The organism is Devosia sp. 2618, assembly GCF_040546815.1.
Lineage (GTDB): Bacteria > Pseudomonadota > Alphaproteobacteria > Rhizobiales > Devosiaceae > Devosia.
This window is the reverse complement of the sequence record NZ_JBEPOO010000001.1, coordinates 180,388-198,264: the sequence shown is the minus strand read 5'-3', so window position 1 is coordinate 198,264 and position 17,877 is coordinate 180,388. Positions and strand designations below refer to the sequence as shown.

Here is a 17,877-nt window from a genome sequence, read left to right as displayed (position 1 = left end):
CGATGCCGGGAGCCCGTTCCCGTCGGCGGCAGGAGGCCAATTACTGGCCGGGGTTCGTTGACGCCCTGTCGAGCCTGCTGCTCGTCATCATTTTCATGCTCAGCCTGTTCATGCTGACCCAGTTTTTCCTCGGCCAGGAAATTCAGGGCCGCGACACGGCTTTGGCGCGGCTCAACAGCCAGATCGCCGAACTGACCGACCTGCTGCAGCTCGAACGTGCCAATTCCGACGACCTGACCACCCAGATCGCGACGCTCACCGCCACGCTCGGGAGCGCCCAGGCCGACAATGCCAGCCTCTCCGGCCAGCTCGCGGGCATCGGTGTCGGGCTCGGCGAAAAGGACAGCACCATTGCAGGCCTGCAGGACGACCTGCTGAGCGCCCAGGAGCTGTCGGACGAAGCCAATGCGCAGGTTGCACTACTCAATCAGCAACTGGCAGCCCTCCGCACCCAGATCGGTGCGTTGGAAGCCGCTCTTGAGGCCTCTGAAGGGCGTGATACCGAAAGCCGGACCCAGATCGCCGATCTCGGCCGCCGCCTCAACCTGGCCCTCGCCCAGCGCGTACAGGACCTCTCGCGCTATCGCTCCGATTTCTTCGGCCGCCTCCGCGAAATTCTCGAAGGCCGCGCCGATGTCCGCGTCGTCGGCGACCGTTTCGTGTTCCAGTCCGAAGTGCTGTTCGCGCCCGGTCAGGCCGATATTTCGAGCCAAGGCACGCCCGACCTCGACGCACTCGCCGAAGCCATCCTCCAGCTCGAGCAGGAAATCCCGCCCGATATCAATTGGGTCCTCCGCATTGACGGCCATACCGATATCCGCCCCATCTCGAACGCCCGCTTCCCGTCCAACTGGGAACTCTCGGCCGCCCGCGCCATCTCGGTCGCCCGCTACCTCGTCTCGCGCGGCGTCTCGCCCAACCGACTGGTCGCCGCCGGCTTCGGCGAATTCACGCCGCTAGACCCAGCGCAAAACGACGAAGCCTACCGCCGCAACCGCCGCATCGAGTTCAAGTTGACCGAGGGGTAGTGGGCGGGAAGGTTCGACACACGACGTCATTCCCGCGCAGGCGGGAATCCATTCTTCTAGGGCCGCACATGCAAAAGCTCTTTTGCGTCTACATGCTGGCAAGCGGGAAGAACGGCACGATCTATATCGGCGTGACAAGCGACCTGATCGGACGAACCTATACGCATCGGAACGATCTGATCGCCGGTTTTACCCGCCAATATGGAGTGCACGACCTCGTCTGGTTCGAACCCCACGACAGTGCTGAATCTGCGATCACCCGTGAAAAGCAACTCAAGAAATGGAATCGGGCCTGGAAGGTCCGCCTTATAGAGACAGCCAACCCGCATTGGCTGGACCGCTATCACGAGCTCGCACGGCACTGGGGCTAGTTCGAAATAATGGATTCCCGCCTGCGCGGGAATGACGGCATGGTGGGACGCTCTCCTCAGCTAAGCCGAGGCATCCTCCATGCGGAACTGCAATCGTGCCAGTTCCGAATAGCGGCCCCCCTTGGCGACCAGTTGGTCGTGGGTGCCCTGGTCGATAATGCGGCCACCTTCGAGCACCAAAATCTTGTCAGCGTCGCGAATGGTCGCCAACCGGTGCGCGATGACCAGTGTCGTTCGGCCCTTCATAAGATGTTCAAGCGCCATCTGCACCAGACGCTCGCTCTGTGCGTCAAGGGCGCTGGTGGCCTCGTCGAGCAACAGGATCGGTGCGTTCTTGAGGATTGCGCGGGCAATCGCCAGACGCTGCTTCTGGCCGCCTGAGAGCGTAATACCGCGCTCGCCGACCATCGTGCCGTAGCCGAGCGGCATTTCGACGACGAAGTCATGCACCAGCGCCGCACGCGCTGCAGCCTCGACTTCGGCATCGCTCGCATCGGGTTTGCCGAAGCGGATATTGTCGGCGATCGTGCCAGCAAAGATCGTTGGCTCTTGCTCGACATAGGCAAAGCGCTGCCGCAACTGCACCAGACCCGCTTCACGGATATCGACGCCATCGACGCGGATAGCGCCACCCAGCACATCATAGAAGCGCTGCAGCAGGGAGAGCGTCGTGGACTTGCCAGACCCTGACGGCCCCACCAGCGCCACGGTTTCACCCGGCGACACGGTAAAGCTGATATCGCTCAGCACACGCTCGAACCCGACCTTGTCGTAGCCAAACGCGACATTCTCGAACGCGACGGTGCCCAGCGGCGGCGTCGGCAGATCGCGCGGCTCGGCCGGATCATGGATCGTCGCATCGGTATCAAGGATTTCGGTCAGACGTTCGGTGGCACCAGACACCTGCTGCAACGTGCCCAGCACGTCGCTGATATTGGTCAAAGCGCCGGAGGCCATCAGAGCATAGACAATGAACTGCGCCAGTTGGCCGGCCGTGACCGAACCCTCAAACACAGCGCGAGCACCCCACCACACCAGCACGACGATCGCTGCTGTGCCCAGGAAAATCGCCATGCCCACCAGCACGGCGCGCGCGCCAAGCCGATTGACTTCGGCCTGATAGCTGTCGCGGCTATGGCGGTTATAGATGCCCGACTGCGCTTCTTCCTGCGTGAAGGATTTGACGGTGCGGGTCGCGCCCAGCATTTCGGTCGACATCGCCGACAGATCCGCCAGCGCATCCTGCGTGCGCCGGGACATGCCGCGCAAACGGCGCGAATAGGCGATCAGCGGGAATAAAATGCACGGCACCAGCACCACGACTGCCGTGGTCAGCACGGGGCTCGTCAGCGCCATCAACACCAACGCGCCGACAATGGTCACCAGCGAGCGCAGCGCCAGCGAGAAGCTTGAGCTGATGGCAAAACGAATGACGTTCACGTCGCCATTGAGGCGGCTGGTCAGTTCACCGACGCGGTTGGTGTCGAAATAATGCGTATCGAGTCGCAGCAGATGGCCGAACACGGCCTCGCGCAGGTCGGCGAGAACTTTCTCACCCAGGCTCGAGATGAAATAGAATCGCGCGCCGCTGGCGACACCCATGATCGCGGCGATGCCAACGATCAGCCAGCCATACTGGGTCACACTATCGAGGTTTTCCGCGAGGAAACCCTGATCGATCGCGCCGCCCATGACATAAGGAATGGCCAGCGACGACAGCGCCGACACCAGCAAAAACAGGATGGTCAGCACCAGCCGCAGCGGATAGCGCAGCACAAAAGGGAAGAGTTTGCGCAGCGGTTGCAGCTTGCGCGGATTGAGCCTGGATGTCGTGGCGAGCTTTTCTGCGTCAGCCTCAACCGGGACCGCTTGATCTGTCATCGCTCGGTTATGCCAGTATGTTTATGAAGGGAGCGGGTGGTGCGCGCCGCGTGAGGCACCGATATAGGCACTGCATGGCGTCCCAGCAACTGCTTTGTCTGGTGCGAAATTGCCGCGCCCCTGCCCTTGCGGAGAGCGCACGCTTTCTGTATGAAGCCGCCAACACATAGTTTTAGATGCTCTCCGGGCGCCACGGCGCCCGTTTGATTTGAGGCGATACCGATGAAGGCTGACATCCATCCGGACTACCACACCATCACCGTGGTAATGACCGACGGCACCAAGTACGAGACGCGTTCGACCTACGGCAAGGCAGGCGACTCGCTGCAGCTCGACATCGATCCAAAGACCCATCCAGCATGGACCGGCGGCACGGGCCAGCTGCTCGACCGCGGTGGCCGCGTTTCGCGCTTCAAGGAGCGCTTCAAGGGCCTCGGCATCTAAGCCAACCCTTTCAGGTTTCGAAAAGCCCGGCATTCGTGTCGGGTTTTTTGTTTGTCGGGCTAGTCGTTTTCACCAGCGGCGGCGTCTGCACCATCGGAGTACCCGCCCTGCAATTTGTACTGTTCTTCGGCGCTGCGGCTTTTGAGATCGCGGGGTGCTATTTCATCTGGCAGGCCATCCGGCAGGGTCCGATCTGGCTGTGGCTGCCCGCTATCGCCTGCCTTGCTCTCTTCGCATTGCTGCTGGCCTTTACCGGCACCGAAAGCGCTGGACGTGCCTTTGCCGTCTATGGCGGCATCTATATCGCCGCGTCGGTGGTGTTCATGGCGACCGTCGAAAAGGTTCGCCCCGATATGTGGGATCTGGCCGGCGTCGCGATCTGCCTCGTCGGCGCAGGCGTCATCTTCTTCGCCCCGCGCAGCTAGGCGCGGCCGAAGGCGGCCTTCAGGCGCGCCAGTTGATCGGCAATGCCATTGGCGGTGCCGGGGTCAAGCTCGGGCATCTTGCCCCGCTCCAGCGTGTCGAACTGCATCACCCGGTCAAACAGCCGGTCGCCCTTGTCGATATAGTCCCGCAGCACTTCGGGAAGCTGGTCATATCCAGGGCCACCGCGTTCGGACGGGGTCGCCGAGAACTTAACCTTCTCCTTTTCGGAGCGGGCATTTTCCTTGGTGATTTCGCCTTCATTGACCGCACGCTGCAGCAGCAGCCACGAGGCCAGCTGCATCAGCCGCGTCGTCAGGCGCATCGATTCGGTGGCATAGAGGAAAGACGCTTCGCGCGACAGGATACGGGCATCGCCACGACCGTCGCCATCGAGATAGCTGGCGACCTGTTCGATCAGCCCCATGCCTTCGCGATAGAGCATGTCAAAGCCACCCGAAGCCACAATGCGTGGTCCGATGGCGATTGCAGCGCGTGGATCCTTCATTTCGCTCAAGCCGTAACTCCTCTGCAGCCGATGCTAGGCGCATTATGGAGACCCGTCATCCCTAAGGCTGGATCAATCTAAAAAGAGCTTTAAGATCAGGGCCATACGATGACAAAACGCCCCCCAGAAAAGAAAAAAGAGCGGTAAGAACCGCTCTCGAAGTTAACAGGGAGGCGTCAAACAGAGGGAGAAACCACTCCGTAAAATCCAGAGGAATCTGAATAATGTCAGGTTACCGCGCAGGTATTAATTGCGGGTTAACAGGACTCGATTTCTTAACCTTGCCCTTTGTTGTTCCGTTGACCGCTTTTGCATACGCCCCGGGCGCTCCCCTGTTGGTTGCACCTAAAACTTGAACGCCGACTCTGCCGCCTTGCGGGTCGCGCCGCGCGCCTCGATAGCCAGTTTGAGGCGGGCAATCTCGCTTTCCAATATCCCGACCCGCTCAGTCAGTTCCTCGACCGACATGGTGTCGATCGGCATGCCGACTTCGTGGCCCTTGGGCTTTTTGATTTCTTCTTCAAACATTTTCAGCCTCCTGTGCCGGGATGAGGAGCCCCAGTGTAGCTCCAAAGCCTTGCGGCGCAAATCGGGTTGCGCCAGCATGGCGAAATGACCATCCCAACCGACATGACCGCCATCGCCATCGCACCCCCCGGTGGCCCGGAAGCCCTCCAGCCCACCCAATGGCCAACACCCACCTGCAATCCCGGCGACGTGCTGATCCGGATCGCCGCCGCTGGCGTCAACGGCCCCGATCTGGCCCAGCGTCGCGGCCACTACGATCCGCCGCCCGGCGCATCGCCCCTGCCAGGCCTTGAAGTTTCCGGCGAAATCGCCGCCATCGGCACGAGTGTATCGGGCTGGGCTGTCGGCGACCGCGTCATGGCGCTAGTCAATGGTGGTGGCTATGCCGACTACGTCGCCGTCCCCGCCGGTCAGGTCCTACCAATTCCCGCCGGATGGAGTTTTGCCGAAGCCGCGGCCCTGCCCGAAACCTGGTTCACCGTCACCCAGACCCTCGTCATGCGCGCTGGCTTAACGGCCGGCATGACTGTCCTCGTCCACGGCGCAGCCGGCGGCATTGGCGGCGCGGCCATCCAGATCGCCACCATCCTGGGCGCAAGCGTCATCGCCGTCGTGTCTTCGCCAGCAAAGGCCGACTATGCCCGCTCGCTCGGCGCAATCGCCACCATCGACTATACCAGCCAAGACATTGTCGCCCGCGTCATGGAGCTAACCGACAACAAGGGCGTCGACCGCGTGCTCGACATCATCGGCGGCAGCATGGCTGAAAAGAACGTCGCGGCCTCGGCGCGCGGCGGCCACATCGTGCAGGTCTCAACGCTCGACGGCGGCAGCGCCAATATTGCCCTGCGCACCATCATGGCCAAGCAACTGACCCTTTCCGGCTCAACCCTTCGGCCGCAAACACCCGCAACCAAAGCCGCCATCGCCAACCGCATTCGCACCGCCCTGCTGCCGGCTCTTGCCGCACCCGGCTTTACCAAACCGCGCATCACGACCTTTCCCATTGCCGAGGCGCAAGACGCGCATCGACTGATGGAAACACGCGCTCACATAGGTAAAATTGTCCTGATCACTCGGTTCGGCAGTGGGCAATAGCCCATATTGCCATTGCGGATCGGCCTGCAAAGCCATATATTGGGGGCTGTTCCCCCTCAGCATGAAGCAAAGAGGCGGAGCGGTCCGGAGGAAAACCGGCCGCGCCTGCAGGAGAGATTTATCATGACCCAGCCACTGTTGATGCCAAAGGCAACCGCTGTCTGGCTTGTCGACAACACTGCGCTGTCGTTCGAACAGATCGCCGCCTTCTGCACGCTGCACCCTCTCGAAGTCCAGGGCATTGCCGACGGTGACGTCGCTGGTGGCATCATGGGCGCCAACCCGATCCAGAACGGTCAGCTGACCCGCGAGGAAATCGAGAAGGCCGAGAAAGACCCAAATTATCGTCTCAAGCTCAGCGAGCCGAAGGTTCGTGTTGCCGCTGCCAAGCGTAAGGGCCCACGCTACACCCCGATCTCGCGCCGCAATGAGCGCCCGAACGCCATCAAGTGGCTGGTGCGCAATCATCCCGAGCTCAAGGACGCCCAGATCATGCGCCTGGTCGGCACCACCAAGTCGACCATCGAATCGGTGCGTGAATCGACCCACTGGAACGCTGCAAACCTTGCCGCGATGGACCCGGTGACGCTGGGCCTTTGCAGCCAGATCGACCTCGATCTGGAAGTGAAGCGCGCATCCAAGGGTTCTACGGGCCCTGATGAGGCCGAAGAAGGCACAACTCTGATGACCGCCGAAGAGGCTCTGGCCCGTTCCGGCCACCGCGGCCATGTCGAAGGGGAAGAAAATGAATTCGCCGCCAACGACCATCGCCCCGAGCACGCCCAGGACGATTTCGACGCCGACTCCGTGTTCTCCAAGCTCAAGTCGCTCAAGAGCGACACCGACAACTAGGCATCAGCCAGTTCGAACAAAGGCCACCCCACCGGGTGGCCTTTTTGTTTGCCCATGAACAACCCAAGGAGCGCGCCCCGAGCAGGTCGACAAACAAGAGAGTCTTTTGAGGTTGGAACTCACGCCATGTCTGCTAGCATCATTGAGGATACTCGGTGGAGTTACGAATGCGGGCGCTGCTTTTCGGACTTGCTTTGACACTATTGGCCGGGTGCGCCGGGCCGAACATCCACCTTCAGCGCATGCAGTTCTCTGGCGAGCAGATCGCGTTTCCCAATAACTATCAGGATGAAGCGGCCCGCGTGGTCAAAGAGAAGCGCGGAGACTTAAAGAGCTCGACGGTTTCATATCCCCTGCCAACCTTGGGGGCTTCAGCATTTAGTCCACGTCGTTGGTACGCCTGCATCAGGGGCCTGCCTGCGCCGCCGCCATCAACGCGCACGCCCAATCTGGAAGCCGCAGTGACAAATCTTGTGTCGCCACCGCAGGGGATTTTCGACACGATCCTCGTCTTCTCGGAGCACGGCGTGCGGGCCACCGTCAGAAGCGGCTACGACAGCCCCCTTTGCCGAGATGCCAAATTCGGGCCGATCACCGCCGAATTTCCCAACTCCCCCTTCTAGCGGCGCGAGCCAGCATTCGAGCAGTCAGCGCCGAAAACATCTGGTGGCGGATTCGCACCGACCGCCCAACGCTTCCCCGTTGACAACGTGGCCCGAAGCGTACCCACTAGTACGCACCCTGCCTCGGACGTTTCCATGCCCATCTTTGATCCCTATTTCGTCACCGTCGCCGTGGCGGCCGTTTTTATCGTCGGTCTGTCCAAGGCCGGCCTGCTGGGCAGCTTGGGCATGGTCGGCGTGCCGCTGCTGACGCTCGTCATGCCCGCACGCGAGGCTGCCGGGGTGATGCTGCCGGTGCTGCTGGCCATGGATGCCATCGCCATCTGGAACTACCGCAAGGAGTTCGATTGGCGGATTCTCAGGATCATGCTGCCGGGCGCAGCCGTCGGCACGTTGCTCGGCTGGGCGCTGTGGGCCTTTGTGTCCGATTCTGCGGTGCTGCTGTTTGTCGGCGTGGTGACGCTGCTGTTCATTCTCGACGCCATTCTGCCGCTGCGCAAAAAGCTCGAAGGCCTGCCGCCGTCAAAACCCTGGGGCACGTTCTGGGGCGGCTTTGCCGGCTTTACCAGTTTCATCAGCCACACCGGTGGCCCGCCATTCCAGATCTACGTGCTGCCCCAGCGCCTGTCGCCCGCCATCTATGCCGGCACGACGGCGATCTTTTTCGCTATCGTCAACACCGCCAAGCTGATCCCCTATTTCTTCCTCGGCCAGCTCAACACGCACAATCTCACCCTGTCGGCCACGCTGATCCCGGTCGGCATTGGCGGCGTGCTGATCGGCGTCTGGCTGGTTCGCCGTATCTCCATGAAATGGTTCTACCGCATCGCCTATTGGCTGGTGTTCCTGCTGGCGCTCAAACTGGTCTGGGACGGTGCCCGCGGCGTCTTCTGGGGCCTCTAGCCGCTCTCATTCAAAAGCCATGAAGAATCCAACAAAAAAGGGCCGCAGCATCCGCTGTGACCCTTCGCATCCCCACCTGGGATAATCCTTGAGCTTTATTGAGTCGTCATACTGAACTTGCTCAGTTCGTCCTTCACTTCGAGCTTCTTGCGCTTGAGCGCGGCGATCGTCAAATCGTCAAACCGGGAACTTTGCATCTCGGTCTGGATCTGCCGATCCAACTCTTGATGGCGCCGTTCGAGCGCCGCGATATGCCCTTCAGTCGTCATAACAACTCCTTGAAAGCCTATTTGGACGAATCGATCGTCACAAATAATTCATGCTTTGTCGACGCCCTTTCCGGGCCCTCTGGAAATCGGGTGCAAAACTTATCGCGATCGGTTAACCAAGGGTGACGGTTGAGGCGTCAGGAGTGCGCTGGAATCTATGCTTTCGCTCACCAAAGAACAGGAAGCCGGCTTCGGGCTGGAGTTGGCCACCAAACGCCAAGAACACAGCGATCTCAACGCGGCCATCGATACGCTGACGGCGTCTCATGTCGCCGATCGCATGCTGATTCAGCGACTCAAGAAACGCAAGCTGGCGCTCAAGGATCGCATCGTCCAACTTGAGAACATTTTGCTCCCCGACATCATCGCCTGAGGGCCTCCGCAGCCTTGAGTTGTGGCGAAATCTGGGCTAAATGCGCGCTTTGTGGAGCTTGAGGGAACCGGCTCTATGCTGACCAAACCACCAGTCGCCATCGTCATGGGCAGCCAGTCCGATTGGCCCACCATGCGCCTCGCCGCCGAAACGCTCGAGGCTCTTGAGGTCGAATACGAGGCGATGATCGTCTCGGCGCACCGCACCCCCCAACGCATGGTCGAGTTTGCCACCACGGCCAAAACCGAAGGCTACAAGGTCATCATCGCCGGTGCCGGCGGCGCAGCTCACCTGCCGGGCATGATCGCCGCAATGACGCCGCTGCCGGTGTTTGGCGTGCCGGTCCGCTCCAAGGCGCTCAATGGGCAGGATAGCCTGCTCTCCATCGTCCAGATGCCGGGCGGCATCCCCGTCGGCACCCTGGCCATTGGCGAACCCGGCGCCATCAACGCGGCGCTGATCGCAGCCGCCGTGCTGGCCCTCAATGACGACGAACTGGCCGACCGGCTGGATGCCCATCGGGCCCGCCAGACGGCCTCCGTCCCGCTTTTCCCCACAGATACCGAGTAAGTCTTGGCGCACGATAATTCTCCGCTGCCTGCCGGCAGCACGATTGGCATTTTGGGTGGCGGACAGCTCGGCCGCATGCTGGCGCTTGCTGCCAGCAAGCTCGGGTTCCGCAGCCACATCTATTGCCCGGATGCGAACAGCCCGGCCTTCGACGTCACCCCGTTCAAGACCGTCGCCGCCTATGACGATGAAGCGGCCCTCGCCGCCTTCGCCGACGCCGTCGATGTCATCACATACGAGTTCGAGAACGTTCCCGCCGCGACCGCCGAATTTCTCGCCGCCCGCAAGCCACTGCGCCCCGGCGCCAATGCATTGGCCGTGTCACAGGACCGGCTGGCCGAAAAGAACTTCCTCACCAGCAAGAACATCCCCGTCGCGCCCCACAGGGCCGTCGAGACGCTGGCAGACCTCGAAGCTGCCATCGACGCTCTCGGCCTGCCTGCAGTGCTCAAAACCACGCGGCTCGGCTATGACGGCAAGGGCCAGCGCGTTATCCGCGAACGCGCTGAAGCCGCCGCAGCTTTTGCAGCGCTTGAGCCCAAGCCGCTTGTGCTCGAAGCCTTCGTGCCGTTCGGAAAAGAAATCTCGGTCGTCGTGGCGCGTAACACCAGTGGCGAAGTCCGCGCCTACGATGCCGCCGAGAATGTGCATCGCCACCACATCCTTTTCACCAGTACCGTCCCGGCCGACATTCCACCGGGCGTTGAAAAGCACGCAGCCATGCTGGCCAAGGTTATCGTCGTGGCGCTGGACTATGTCGGCGTGCTCGGCGTCGAGTTCTTCGTCATCCCCGGCGACAAGCCGACGCTGATGGTCAACGAAATCGCGCCCCGCGTGCACAATTCGGGCCACTGGACCGAGGCCGTCTGCCTCACCGACCAGTTCGAACAACATATCCGCGCCGTCGTCGGCTGGCCGCTGGGCGACCCGGCTCGCATGGCCGACGTGGTCATGGAAAATCTGGTCGGCGACGAAGTGCTGACCGTTCCCGGCGGACTCGACGGCAACACCCAGCCCCACCTCTACGGCAAAACCGAGATCCGCCCCGGCCGCAAGATGGGCCATGTGAACAGGATTACACGGCGGGTGTAGCGCCCTCTTCACCTCTCCCTCTGGGGGAGAGGTGAAGGGTTACCGCCTCAACCACCCCTGCATCGCCGCCACAACCGCCTTGGGGTTCTCCATGGTCGGCAAATGCGCACTATCGGCGAACCGCACCAGCTCCGCACCCTCGATCCCCGCTGCAAGCTCCTCCGCCAGCTCCAGCGGCGTCATCTTGTCCACCTCACCGACTCCCACCAGCGTCGGCACCTTGATGCTGGCCAACAGAGGCCGAGAATCGGCGCGGTTCATGATGGCGACCTGCTGGTTGAGATAGGCCACCTGCCCCACTCGCTCGCTCATTGCCTGCACCTCGCGGCCAATCTCGGTCCCCATATGTTGGGGCGCGATCAGGTTCATCAGCAGGCCACGAGACATCCCGACAAACTTGCCCTGCCCCACCATTTCAATGCCCTTCCGCCGTGTGGCGCGGCGCGCATCGTCGTCCGGTCGGGCCGAGGTATCGAGCAGCGCCAGATGGGTCACCCGCTCGGGCGCCTGCCGCATGATCTCGAGCGCCACATAGCCGCCCATGGACAGCCCAGCCAGGGCGAATCGGGGCGGAGCAGCCGCTAGCGTGCGCGCCGCCATTGCCGCCATCGTGTCATCCTGCGTCAGATCGGCGACGCTCGATTGGGCGTCCAACCCGCTGATCACGTCCCGCCACAGGCGCTCGTCGCAGATCAAACCTGGCAATAATACCAACGCGCTTGTCATTTTCGTCTCCGGTCGGCAAAATCGTCTGGCTCGACTGTTCAGTCTTGCGTGCGGTGCAGCAACCCCAAGAGAGTCGGATTCCTTGGTTTTTCTTACCGTCGCAGTGGACAAGCCCAGATAGCTGGGCTATAGAGCGGCCCACGGTGACTAGCCCTGCTGGTCGGCGACGGAGTTATTTGGCTCGGTCGCTATCATCCAAACCCACATGTCTAAGCTTCGAAAGGGCGGTTGACCTTTGCAAGTAGTCGTTCGCGATAATAACGTTGATCAGGCGCTGCGCGCGCTTAAGAAGAAGTTGCAGCGCGAAGGCGTCTTCCGCGAGATGAAGCTGCGCAACTACTATGAGAAGCCCTCTGAGAAGAAGGCTCGCCAGAAGGCCGAGGCTATCCGCCGCGCCCGCAAGCTGGCTCGCAAGCGCGCACAGCGCGAAGGCGGTCTGCCAGCGCCAACCACCACGCGTCCAGGCCAGCCCGGCCGTCCGGCCGCTGCAGCATCGGCAACGCCACGCACGTAAGTGTCGCGCCGAGCAAGAATTTGAAAACGCCGTCCTTCGGGACGGCGTTTTTGTTTGTCAGGTCTGGGGTGGTGTCGTGTTGTGCGCCCGCATTGTGATGCGGCGCAGCAACGCGACAATCACCGTCAGCGCCGCCATGATGGGCATCAGTGTCGTCAGGGCCGTTGTGGCGTCCGCAAAGGCGAGGCTGGCGATCGTCGAGCCAAGAAAGCCCCCGCCCACCTGAAAGACGCCCGTAAGGGCCCCGGCAGCGCCCGCTATCGCCCCGAAGCCAGCCATGGCGCCCGAGGTGGCGCTAGGCCCGATAAAAGCCAGCGCCAGCATCCACAGCCCCACCGGCAGCATGGCCGCCATCACCGAGCCCGGAAAGATTCGTAGGCCCAGGGCAAAACCGATGCCGGCCAGCGCGATCATCACCAGCCCGACGCGCACCATGCCGACCCCGGTCAATCTGCGCGACAGTCTCCCAGCCACGATATTGCCGGCGATAAACGACGCCGTCTGGATCAGCATGGCCATGGCATATTGAAAGGGACTGAGCCCCAGCCCGTCAATCATGACAAAGGGCAACAAGGCCGAAAATCCATAAAAGCCGCCAAAGGCCAGCCCCAGCACCAACGCGGGCAGGAGAAACGCGGGCGATGACAGCAGCGTGCCGTAATTCCGCATGATGCCAATTGGCCGGAACGGGACCCGCCGCTCCGGCGGATGCGTCTCGCGTGCCGCCAGTCCGATCAGAGCCACTAGCGCCAGCCCATAGGCGGCCATCACCAGAAACAGCAAATGCCAGTTTCCGCCCAGCAGAATCAGGCTGCCCAGTGTCGGCGCAACAGCAGGCGCCACGGTGAGGATCAAATTGATCAGCGTCAGGATGCGGATCGATTCGCCGCCGACAAACTGGTCGCGCACCATGGCTCGCGATAGCGCCACGCCGACCGAAACACCAACGCCCTGCAACACGCGGCCCGCCAGCAGCCATTCCATGCTCGGCGCAAAGGCGGCGACCAGACTGCCCATCACATAGAGCAGGAAAAACAGCACCGTGACGCGCCGCCGCCCCAGACTGTCCGACAGCGGGCCGCAGACCAGTTGCGCCAGCGCGAAGGCGCCGAAATAGACCGCCAGCGACAGCTTACCCATCGCCTCGGTACTGCCTAGGTCGGCGACAATGGTGGGCAGCGCCGGACCATAAAGCGTGATCGACAATGGCCCAGCCGCCACCATCAAACCGCCCACCCAGGCGGTGCGGCGGGCGGACATTGGCGTAGCGGCAACAGAACTGGTCATGGTCTCAGGCAGATCAGAGAAACGTCAGGCCGCATAGGCCAGCCTGACAGATTGGAAGGTCAAGCCCTAAGGGGTCGCAACCGCACGCTCGAAGAACGGCTCGGCCTGGCGCCAGATGCCGCGCGCCCACAGGTCGCCATGGTTGCCACCGGGCACGATCCACAGCTCATCCTTGTTGGGCACCAGCTGGTACAGCCGCTCGCCATTGGTCACCTCGATCACCGTATCAGCCGTGCCATGCGCAATCAGCACCGGCTCTGCGACATCAAGGATCCATTGATTGACGGGGAACTGGTCCTGCATGACCAGCGCGACCGGCAGATAGGGATAGCGCTCGCCGGCCACCGTCACTGCCGAAAGGAACGGCGTTTCGAGCAGGAGCGCCTTGGCGTCGCGCACGCTGGCCACATAGGTCGACGGCCCCGAGCCAATGGAACGGCCCCAGATCACCAGCGGAAAGCCCTTTTGCGCCGCCCAGTCAAACACGGCGACCGCATCGTCCAGAATGCCCTGCTGGCTGATGCTGCCGGGTGACGCGGGGAAACCGCGATAATCGAACGCGACAAAGCCAAAGCCATCGGCCACAAACTGCTGGTAGCGCTCGTGCTCGGCGCTGAAGCTGCCCGAATTGCCCTTGTAATAGACGATGATCGGCTTGCCCGGCGCTGGTGCCTGATACCAGCCATTGACGACGCTACCATCGACCGGAATGGCGACGTTCTCGGCGCCGCTCAGCGTCGTTTCGGCCAACGTCGTTATCGGCCCCTGCGGATCATACTGCAGCGCCCGCTGGTTGAAATACATGTAGCCAACCGCCGCCGCATAGGCGAGCACGATCAGGACAACGAGACCGATGACAAGACGGCTCAACAGCTTCACGACGCAGACCCCAGACTAGATTCGACGGCAGACTACACCAGTCCGCGCCGCCGGGCACCCTCACCCCGCCGTTCGCGAGAGAGGGTGGCCTGGCAACGAAGGCCTAGAGCTCGTCGATCGTCTGCGCCAGAGCGCGCTCGAACACTTCGTCCGGCTGCGCGCCCGAAAGCGCATATTTCTCGCCGAAGACAAAGAACGGCACGCCGCGAATACCCTGTGCCGCCGCGTCCGTCGCCAGCTGCTCGGTGATCGCCAGCTCGTTCTCGTCATTCATCGCATCAAGCGCATCGCCACGATCAAAGCCGAACTCGACCGCGATATCGGCGAGCACATTATCGTCGTTGACCTGACGATGTTCGAGGAAATAGGCGTTGGCAATGGCATTGGCCAATTCGTGCTGGTTGCCGAGCGGCTTGGCCAGACGGGTGATGGTGTGGACCTTCTTGGTCGGAAACATGCGTGGCTGCTTGCTCAGATCAAGGTCAATGCCGGCCTTTTTGGCTTCGCTCTCGACGCGCTCCCACATTTCCTTGGGCTCTTTGCCGTATTTTTCGCGCAGCATATCGGCCACCACGACACCCTCTTCAGGCGTGTTGGGATCAAGATAGAAGGGGTGGTTTTCAACGACGACGTCGACATCGTCGGGCAGCGCCGCAATGGCTTTGTCGAGCCGTGCCGAGCCGACGAGACACCAGGGGCAGACCACGTCGGTGAACACGTCGATCTTAAGCAGTTTGGTCATGGCAAAAATCCTCTTTGCCCATGACATGGCGCGGAATGACCCGCTTCGCAAGAACGTACGTGAAGGTAACCTAGACGGCAGCGTGGCTGTTAGTGACTGCAAAAGGCGGTGCCCAACCAGCGGCAAAGCTCAGTCCGACAAAGGCCGAAAAGCCCATCCAGGCAAGGCCCGGCGCCATCACCAGCGCGGCCTTTGGCTCAACGGCGGCAACCCTCACCATGGTGCCCAGAGCCACCACTAGCATCGCAAAGGCGATGATGCACAGCATCAGGGAATCGAGTGGGGCAACAACAAAGGGGAAGGCAATCGTCGCGGCCATCAAGCCGACAATCCACCAGCCGGCGCGCTTGCCCTCCGCACCGTGATTGACCACCATCCAGCGGGCAATACCCAGCAGGGGCAGACTGCCCAGATGCAACGCACCGCCCACCCAGCCGGGCAGGCCGAATGGCGCAAAGAACAGCGGCAGATAGTGATTGAGTTCGCCGATACCATTGGCGATGACAAAAACGGCAAGAGGCAGTGTAGCACTGAGCACCAGGCCCAGCATATTGTGCCGGTCTGCATCAAGTGCTGTATGGAATGCCCTAGAAACTGTCATGCTGGTGGCCATCATCGGCTCCCGCCCTTGCCATTGCCTGCCAGAGAAATGGTCGAGACAGCAAAAGGGTTCCGTTTACGTCAACCACGCCCAAGCTGGCGACAGCTCCGCGCATGCTTTAGAAGCGAGCAAAATCGACGGAGCGCCCCATGACCGACATCACCAATCGCCTCGAAGCGCTCGAAACGCGGATCGCCTATCAGGACCAGACCATCGAGGAACTGAACGCCACCATCACCGCCCAGTGGCGCCAGATCGACCTGCTGACGCGCAAGCTCGATCAGATGGAACAACAGGTGCGCTCCGGCGTACATATCGCCGATCCAAGCAGCGAGCCGCCACCGCCGCATTATTGAGGGATCTCAGCCTAAACCCCAGCACCACGCCGGATCGCAGCCACCAGCCGATCCCGCCCCATCACCCGCAATTTCTGCACCCGTCCATCCCGACAGCGCAGCGTCACGCCCCACGGGATAAAGCCGAGGATATTGAACGCCTCGACCGACGCCACATCCGCCAAAGCCACATCGCTTGGCCGATTATCGAGATTGAACCCATCCGGCCGTAACAGCAGCCGCTGAGTGGTCAACACCACCCTGCCCTTGGCGAACCCAACCCCCTTGCCGATATCGCCAAGCGTATCGAGCACCACCGTCTCGCCGGGCTCCAGCGTCACATCAGCCATGTTCAACTCCCAGACATAAAAAAGGCCCGCCGAAGCGGGCCTTTTCAATTCTTAGTGGCCGAGAGCCTTGACGATGTCTTCCGTCATTTTCTTGGCGTCGCCGAACAGCATCATGGTGTTGTCGCGGAAGAACAGCTCGTTCTGGACGCCCGCATAACCAGCCGCCATGCCGCGCTTGATGAACAGCACGGTGCCGGCGTCTTCGACGTTGAGAACCGGCATGCCATAGATTGGCGATGTCTTGTCGGTCTTGGCCGAAGGGTTGGTCACGTCGTTGGCGCCGATAACGAACGCCACGTCGGACTGGGCAAACTCGGAGTTGATGTCTTCGAGTTCAAACACTTCGTCATAAGGCACGTTGGCTTCCGCCAGCAGCACGTTCATGTGGCCAGGCATACGACCGGCAACGGGATGGATCGCGTACTTGACGGTAACGCCTTCCTTCTTGAGCAAGTCGGCCATTTCGCGCAGCGCGTGCTGAGCCTGGGCAACGGCCATGCCGTAACCGGGGACGATGATCACCTTGCCGGCGTTCTTCATCAGGAAGGCAGCGTCGTCTGCCGCGCCCTGCTTGACCGGACGGGTCTCTTCTTCAGCCGAACCGGCAGCGCCTGTATCGGCACCAAAGCCACCCAGGATCACCGAGATGAAGCTGCGGTTCATGGCCTTGCACATGATGTAGGAGAGGATCGCACCCGACGAACCCACCAGCGCACCGGTGATGATCAGCGCGGTATTGCCCAGCGTAAAGCCGATGCCTGCCGCAGCCCAACCCGAATAGGAGTTGAGCATCGAGACGACGACGGGCATGTCGGCGCCACCGATCGGGATGATCATCAGGCCGCCCAGCACGAGCGCCAGCACGGTAATGACCCAGAACAGCATCGGATCGCCCGACTGTGCGAACACCACAACCAGACCAACGATCACGGCAGCCAGCACGATGTGGATGGCGTGACGCGCCGGCAGCATGATCGGCTTGCCGCCCATATTGCCGTTGAGCTTGAGGAAGGCGATGACCGAACCGGTGAAGGTAAAGGCACCGATGGCAGTACCGATCGACATTTCGACCAGCGCCTGCACGTGAATGTGGTCAACCAGACCCTGCGCATTCACTTCGGCAATGCCGAAAGCGATTGGTGCATAGAGTGCGGCAGCAGCCACGAACACGGCAGCCAGACCAACCAGCGAGTGGAAAGCGGCAACCAGCTGCGGCATGTCGGTCATCTTGACCGTGCGGGCCATATAGGCGCCGATACCACCACCGATGGCGATGCCGCCGATGATCAGCGCCCAGCTTTCCCAATCGGACGGCGCAGCAACGAGCAGCGTGGTGACGATGGCAATGCCCATGCCGACCATGCCGAACGTGTTTCCGCGACGCGACGTCTTGGGGCTGGAAAGCCCATGCAGCGCCAGGATGAACAGGGCGCCCGCGACCAGATAAAGAAGGGCAGAGATATCCCCAGAGATCATCTAA

The 17,877-nt window shown here is 61.7% G+C and carries 24 protein-coding genes; 13 read left to right on the top strand and 11 right to left on the bottom strand.

The features are described 5' to 3' along the window. Window positions 1-2 precede the first annotated feature (2 nt). On the top strand, window positions 3-1,028 hold the full coding sequence (locus ABIE28_RS00940; RefSeq protein WP_354059265.1) for a peptidoglycan -binding protein: 1,026 nt from the start codon (window positions 3-5) through the stop codon (window positions 1,026-1,028). Window positions 1,029-1,096: 68 nt separating this feature from the next. Then, window positions 1,097-1,399, top strand: a complete 303-nt coding sequence (locus ABIE28_RS00935; protein WP_354059263.1) for a GIY-YIG nuclease family protein — start codon at window positions 1,097-1,099, stop codon at window positions 1,397-1,399. Window positions 1,400-1,459: 60 nt separating this feature from the next. Here ABIE28_RS00935 and ABIE28_RS00930 read toward each other — a convergent pair whose 3' ends face one another. After that, window positions 1,460-3,280: an ABC transporter transmembrane domain-containing protein gene (locus tag ABIE28_RS00930; protein ID WP_354059261.1), complete on the bottom strand. Its 1,821-nt coding sequence runs from the start codon at window positions 3,278-3,280 to the stop codon at window positions 1,460-1,462. Between the two features lie 222 nt (window positions 3,281-3,502). Here ABIE28_RS00930 and rpmE point away from each other — a divergent pair, with 222 nt between their 5' ends. After that, complete coding sequence (gene rpmE / locus ABIE28_RS00925) at window positions 3,503-3,724, top strand: 50S ribosomal protein L31 (protein ID WP_354059259.1); 222 nt, start codon at window positions 3,503-3,505, stop codon at window positions 3,722-3,724. A gap of 35 nt (window positions 3,725-3,759) precedes the next feature. Beyond that, window positions 3,760-4,149, top strand: a complete 390-nt coding sequence (locus tag ABIE28_RS00920) for a YnfA family protein (protein ID WP_354059257.1) — start codon at window positions 3,760-3,762, stop codon at window positions 4,147-4,149. Here the strand turns inward: ABIE28_RS00920 and rcdA are convergent. Both rcdA and ABIE28_RS00910 read right to left on the bottom strand, forming a co-directional pair. After that, entirely contained in the window at window positions 4,146-4,655 is a 510-nt protein-coding gene (gene rcdA, locus ABIE28_RS00915; RefSeq protein WP_354066374.1) for a protease adaptor protein RcdA, read from the bottom strand. The two genes, ABIE28_RS00920 and rcdA, sit on opposite strands and share 4 nt — an antisense overlap. 345 nt (window positions 4,656-5,000) lie before the next feature. Then, window positions 5,001-5,183 carry a DUF1192 domain-containing protein gene (locus tag ABIE28_RS00910; RefSeq protein ID WP_354059255.1) on the bottom strand — a complete coding sequence of 61 codons (183 nt, stop codon included), beginning with the start codon at window positions 5,181-5,183 and terminating at the stop codon, window positions 5,001-5,003. Between the two features lie 84 nt (window positions 5,184-5,267). Here ABIE28_RS00910 and ABIE28_RS00905 point away from each other — a divergent pair, with 84 nt between their 5' ends. The 4 genes from ABIE28_RS00905 (at window position 5,268) to ABIE28_RS00890 (ending at window position 8,659) form a co-directional block, all read left to right on the top strand. After that, a complete protein-coding gene (locus tag ABIE28_RS00905) occupies window positions 5,268-6,281 on the top strand; it encodes an NAD(P)H-quinone oxidoreductase (protein ID WP_354059253.1) in 1,014 nt (337 codons plus the stop codon). Window positions 6,282-6,404: 123 nt separating this feature from the next. Further along, entirely contained in the window at window positions 6,405-7,133 is a 729-nt protein-coding gene (locus ABIE28_RS00900; protein WP_354059251.1) for a DUF1013 domain-containing protein, read from the top strand. Between the two features lie 167 nt (window positions 7,134-7,300). After that, window positions 7,301-7,756 (top strand): hypothetical protein, encoded by a 456-nt coding sequence (locus tag ABIE28_RS00895; RefSeq protein ID WP_354059249.1) that lies wholly within the window; start codon window positions 7,301-7,303, stop codon window positions 7,754-7,756. Between the two features lie 135 nt (window positions 7,757-7,891). After that, complete coding sequence (locus ABIE28_RS00890; protein WP_354059248.1) at window positions 7,892-8,659, top strand: sulfite exporter TauE/SafE family protein; 768 nt, start codon at window positions 7,892-7,894, stop codon at window positions 8,657-8,659. 95 nt (window positions 8,660-8,754) lie between these two features. Here ABIE28_RS00890 and ABIE28_RS00885 read toward each other — a convergent pair whose 3' ends face one another. Then, entirely contained in the window at window positions 8,755-8,928 is a 174-nt protein-coding gene (locus ABIE28_RS00885; protein ID WP_354059247.1) for a YdcH family protein, read from the bottom strand. A gap of 157 nt (window positions 8,929-9,085) precedes the next feature. Here ABIE28_RS00885 and ABIE28_RS00880 point away from each other — a divergent pair, with 157 nt between their 5' ends. The 3 genes from ABIE28_RS00880 to ABIE28_RS00870 all read left to right on the top strand — a co-directional run bounded on the left by ABIE28_RS00880 (window position 9,086) and on the right by ABIE28_RS00870 (window position 10,963). Beyond that, window positions 9,086-9,301, top strand: coding sequence for a YdcH family protein (locus ABIE28_RS00880; RefSeq protein WP_354059245.1), 216 nt, complete (start codon window positions 9,086-9,088; stop codon window positions 9,299-9,301). A gap of 75 nt (window positions 9,302-9,376) precedes the next feature. Beyond that, the gene (gene purE, locus ABIE28_RS00875) at window positions 9,377-9,871 is read left to right on the top strand and encodes a 5-(carboxyamino)imidazole ribonucleotide mutase (protein ID WP_354059243.1); all 495 of its coding nucleotides are present in this window, start codon (window positions 9,377-9,379) and stop codon (window positions 9,869-9,871) included. A 3-nt stretch (window positions 9,872-9,874) separates the two neighbouring features. Next, on the top strand, window positions 9,875-10,963 hold the full coding sequence (locus tag ABIE28_RS00870; RefSeq protein ID WP_354059242.1) for a 5-(carboxyamino)imidazole ribonucleotide synthase: 1,089 nt from the start codon (window positions 9,875-9,877) through the stop codon (window positions 10,961-10,963). Window positions 10,964-11,002: 39 nt separating this feature from the next. Here the strand turns inward: ABIE28_RS00870 and ABIE28_RS00865 are convergent, their stop codons facing one another. Next, window positions 11,003-11,689 (bottom strand): alpha/beta fold hydrolase, encoded by a 687-nt coding sequence (locus ABIE28_RS00865; RefSeq protein ID WP_354059240.1) that lies wholly within the window; start codon window positions 11,687-11,689, stop codon window positions 11,003-11,005. Window positions 11,690-11,924: 235 nt separating this feature from the next. Here ABIE28_RS00865 and rpsU point away from each other — a divergent pair, with 235 nt between their 5' ends. After that, window positions 11,925-12,203, top strand: a complete 279-nt coding sequence (gene rpsU, locus ABIE28_RS00860) for a 30S ribosomal protein S21 (RefSeq protein WP_354059238.1) — start codon at window positions 11,925-11,927, stop codon at window positions 12,201-12,203. A gap of 57 nt (window positions 12,204-12,260) precedes the next feature. On the opposite strand, the gene ABIE28_RS00855 is transcribed toward rpsU, so the two are convergent. From ABIE28_RS00855 to ABIE28_RS00840, 4 genes are all read right to left on the bottom strand, one after another. Beyond that, complete coding sequence (locus tag ABIE28_RS00855; RefSeq protein ID WP_354059237.1) at window positions 12,261-13,490, bottom strand: multidrug effflux MFS transporter; 1,230 nt, start codon at window positions 13,488-13,490, stop codon at window positions 12,261-12,263. Between the two features lie 66 nt (window positions 13,491-13,556). After that, on the bottom strand, window positions 13,557-14,369 hold the full coding sequence (locus ABIE28_RS00850; RefSeq protein ID WP_354059235.1) for an alpha/beta hydrolase: 813 nt from the start codon (window positions 14,367-14,369) through the stop codon (window positions 13,557-13,559). 103 nt (window positions 14,370-14,472) lie between these two features. Continuing rightward, complete coding sequence (locus tag ABIE28_RS00845; RefSeq protein WP_354059233.1) at window positions 14,473-15,111, bottom strand: DsbA family oxidoreductase; 639 nt, start codon at window positions 15,109-15,111, stop codon at window positions 14,473-14,475. Between the two features lie 70 nt (window positions 15,112-15,181). Next, the gene (locus ABIE28_RS00840; RefSeq protein ID WP_354059231.1) at window positions 15,182-15,712 is read right to left on the bottom strand and encodes a tryptophan-rich sensory protein; all 531 of its coding nucleotides are present in this window, start codon (window positions 15,710-15,712) and stop codon (window positions 15,182-15,184) included. Window positions 15,713-15,861: 149 nt separating this feature from the next. Between ABIE28_RS00840 and ABIE28_RS00835 the strand changes: the two genes are divergently transcribed. Beyond that, window positions 15,862-16,068 (top strand): SlyX family protein, encoded by a 207-nt coding sequence (locus ABIE28_RS00835; protein WP_354059229.1) that lies wholly within the window; start codon window positions 15,862-15,864, stop codon window positions 16,066-16,068. An 11-nt stretch (window positions 16,069-16,079) separates the two neighbouring features. Here ABIE28_RS00835 and ABIE28_RS00830 read toward each other — a convergent pair whose 3' ends face one another. Beyond that, window positions 16,080-16,397, bottom strand: a complete 318-nt coding sequence (locus ABIE28_RS00830; protein WP_354059228.1) for a PH domain-containing protein — start codon at window positions 16,395-16,397, stop codon at window positions 16,080-16,082. A gap of 51 nt (window positions 16,398-16,448) precedes the next feature. Next, window positions 16,449-17,873, bottom strand: coding sequence for an NAD(P)(+) transhydrogenase (Re/Si-specific) subunit beta (locus tag ABIE28_RS00825; protein ID WP_502913348.1), 1,425 nt, complete (start codon window positions 17,871-17,873; stop codon window positions 16,449-16,451). Window positions 17,874-17,877: the final 4 nt, after the last annotated feature.

What these genes read in the sequence shown, in the direction of transcription:
- ABIE28_RS00845 (WP_354059233.1), bottom strand. Translation starts at nt 15,111, where the DNA reads ATGACCAAACTGCTTAAGATCGACGTGTTCACCGACGTGGTCTGCCCC.
- ABIE28_RS00855 (WP_354059237.1), bottom strand. Translation starts at nt 13,490, where the DNA reads ATGACCAGTTCTGTTGCCGCTACGCCAATGTCCGCCCGCCGCACCGCC.
- ABIE28_RS00830 (WP_354059228.1), bottom strand. Translation starts at nt 16,397, where the DNA reads ATGGCTGATGTGACGCTGGAGCCCGGCGAGACGGTGGTGCTCGATACG.
- ABIE28_RS00825 (WP_502913348.1), bottom strand. Translation starts at nt 17,873, where the DNA reads ATGATCTCTGGGGATATCTCTGCCCTTCTTTATCTGGTCGCGGGCGCC.
- purE (WP_354059243.1), top strand. Translation starts at nt 9,377, where the DNA reads ATGCTGACCAAACCACCAGTCGCCATCGTCATGGGCAGCCAGTCCGAT.
- ABIE28_RS00885 (WP_354059247.1), bottom strand. Translation starts at nt 8,928, where the DNA reads ATGACGACTGAAGGGCATATCGCGGCGCTCGAACGGCGCCATCAAGAG.
- ABIE28_RS00895 (WP_354059249.1), top strand. Translation starts at nt 7,301, where the DNA reads ATGCGGGCGCTGCTTTTCGGACTTGCTTTGACACTATTGGCCGGGTGC.
- rpmE (WP_354059259.1), top strand. Translation starts at nt 3,503, where the DNA reads ATGAAGGCTGACATCCATCCGGACTACCACACCATCACCGTGGTAATG.
- ABIE28_RS00840 (WP_354059231.1), bottom strand. Translation starts at nt 15,712, where the DNA reads ATGACAGTTTCTAGGGCATTCCATACAGCACTTGATGCAGACCGGCAC.
- ABIE28_RS00935 (WP_354059263.1), top strand. Translation starts at nt 1,097, where the DNA reads ATGCAAAAGCTCTTTTGCGTCTACATGCTGGCAAGCGGGAAGAACGGC.
- ABIE28_RS00930 (WP_354059261.1), bottom strand. Translation starts at nt 3,280, where the DNA reads ATGACAGATCAAGCGGTCCCGGTTGAGGCTGACGCAGAAAAGCTCGCC.
- ABIE28_RS00905 (WP_354059253.1), top strand. Translation starts at nt 5,268, where the DNA reads ATGACCATCCCAACCGACATGACCGCCATCGCCATCGCACCCCCCGGT.
- rcdA (WP_354066374.1), bottom strand. Translation starts at nt 4,655, where the DNA reads ATGAAGGATCCACGCGCTGCAATCGCCATCGGACCACGCATTGTGGCT.
- ABIE28_RS00910 (WP_354059255.1), bottom strand. Translation starts at nt 5,183, where the DNA reads ATGTTTGAAGAAGAAATCAAAAAGCCCAAGGGCCACGAAGTCGGCATG.
- ABIE28_RS00835 (WP_354059229.1), top strand. Translation starts at nt 15,862, where the DNA reads ATGACCGACATCACCAATCGCCTCGAAGCGCTCGAAACGCGGATCGCC.
- ABIE28_RS00900 (WP_354059251.1), top strand. Translation starts at nt 6,405, where the DNA reads ATGACCCAGCCACTGTTGATGCCAAAGGCAACCGCTGTCTGGCTTGTC.
- ABIE28_RS00890 (WP_354059248.1), top strand. Translation starts at nt 7,892, where the DNA reads ATGCCCATCTTTGATCCCTATTTCGTCACCGTCGCCGTGGCGGCCGTT.
- ABIE28_RS00865 (WP_354059240.1), bottom strand. Translation starts at nt 11,689, where the DNA reads ATGACAAGCGCGTTGGTATTATTGCCAGGTTTGATCTGCGACGAGCGC.
- ABIE28_RS00880 (WP_354059245.1), top strand. Translation starts at nt 9,086, where the DNA reads ATGCTTTCGCTCACCAAAGAACAGGAAGCCGGCTTCGGGCTGGAGTTG.
- ABIE28_RS00940 (WP_354059265.1), top strand. Translation starts at nt 3, where the DNA reads ATGCCGGGAGCCCGTTCCCGTCGGCGGCAGGAGGCCAATTACTGGCCG.